The sequence below is a fragment of the Companilactobacillus halodurans genome, from assembly GCF_009600985.1.
Lineage (GTDB): Bacteria > Bacillota > Bacilli > Lactobacillales > Lactobacillaceae > Companilactobacillus > Companilactobacillus halodurans.
The window spans coordinates 1-1,250 of record NZ_VDFP01000183.1; the positions used below are offsets into that span (position 1 = coordinate 1).

A 1,250-nucleotide genomic window follows, 5' to 3' on the forward strand; every position below is an offset into this window, starting at 1 on the left:
AGGCTTTGAAATTGCATCCTTTGTATCAAAGTTAAAATGTAATTTTTCCATATTTATCTCCATTTCTACAAATGTTTTAAAAAATAACTAGCGGCAAATAAATCAGCACAACCACCCGGAGAAATATTGTATTTCTCAGTAAACTCTTCTAATTTTTTAAAATCGGGATTATCTAAAATATCACTTGATGTCTGAACGATTTTTTCAGACAAAGTTTGAAACTCTAACAAAACTTTCAAATTACTGCGATAAACGATATTGGTATCATCAACATTACTATAAAGAATTAACAATCTTCTCATCCATGTATCAGAATCATCTTGATCTGATCGAAAGGACAAAGCTTTAGTCAAATTTGGAAAACCATTTTGAGCTTCTCCCTTAGCACCAGTCAAAGAATACTTTTGTTCCGTCACCATCCCGTGAGTTTTTTCGGTCAAAATAACGTTCTTATCTGGCAAACGAGCTAATCTTTTGGCAGCCATTAAAATTTCTTCAATATCAGATGTTTCTTGACTACTTATAGCACTGATCAACAACCCTAAACTCCAAATAGCGCCTTTATGAGTATTGATACCATTAGTAGCCTCGAACATATCTTTTTCTGCAATTCGACCGATACGACCAATTTCTTCTCGCAATTCAAGATCTAATGGGTGTTGATAAGACTTCATGGCAATTTCAGTAAAACTGTTCAGTAAACTATCAGCAGATTTAAAAAATAATCCAATATCCATATCGGTATGTGAACCATTGGAAATTGCATCAACTAATCCAGGTTTAGGAGTAAAGGAAACTTCCCATTTTAGGGCATCGACAGCTGTCTGCGCTAATTGTAAAAATCTTGTTTCTATCATTAACTATGACCAACTTCTGAATTTTGCAGGTGGATTATAAAGTCCATCTGACCATCTAACCAAGTCATCCATATTTTGAGCTGCAAGAAGGGATCTCTTAGCTTCACTACGATGAACTCCTAGATCTTCTGGTAAGGCAACAATTCCACGAGCACGTAAATCTGCCAATTGTTTAGGATTGCTTCTTAAACCTACTGGTGTAACACCGGCAATTGCTTCAATAGCAGCTTGTCTTTCGGCCATACTGTCGGTCTTATAAAGATATGCAATTCCTTCTTCGGTAACGATATGGGTCGTATCTTCGCTATAAATCATAATTGGAACGTTAGCTAACTTAGCTTCTTTTTGTACTTCTTCAGCATCCAAATGATCAACAAAAACTGGTTTCTTATT

At 35.4% G+C, this 1,250-nt stretch carries 2 protein-coding genes; both read right to left on the minus strand.

Annotated features, from left to right (window positions below; all coding sequences use genetic code 11):
- Nucleotides 1-65: 65 nt before the first annotated feature.
- Nucleotides 66-857 (minus strand): triphosphoribosyl-dephospho-CoA synthase, encoded by a 792-nt coding sequence (locus tag FHL06_RS13460; protein ID WP_153387136.1) that lies wholly within the window; start codon nt 855-857, stop codon nt 66-68.
- Between the two features lie 3 nt (nt 858-860).
- Nucleotides 861-1,250 (minus strand): malonate decarboxylase subunit alpha (locus tag FHL06_RS13465; RefSeq protein ID WP_192918011.1); only part of this gene is annotated, 390 nt, incomplete at its 5' end.

Bases quoted from the DNA above. Each gene is read 5' to 3' on its own strand.
- FHL06_RS13460 (WP_153387136.1), bottom strand. From the start codon at position 857: ATGATAGAAACAAGATTTTTACAATTAGCGCAGACAGCTGTCGATGCC.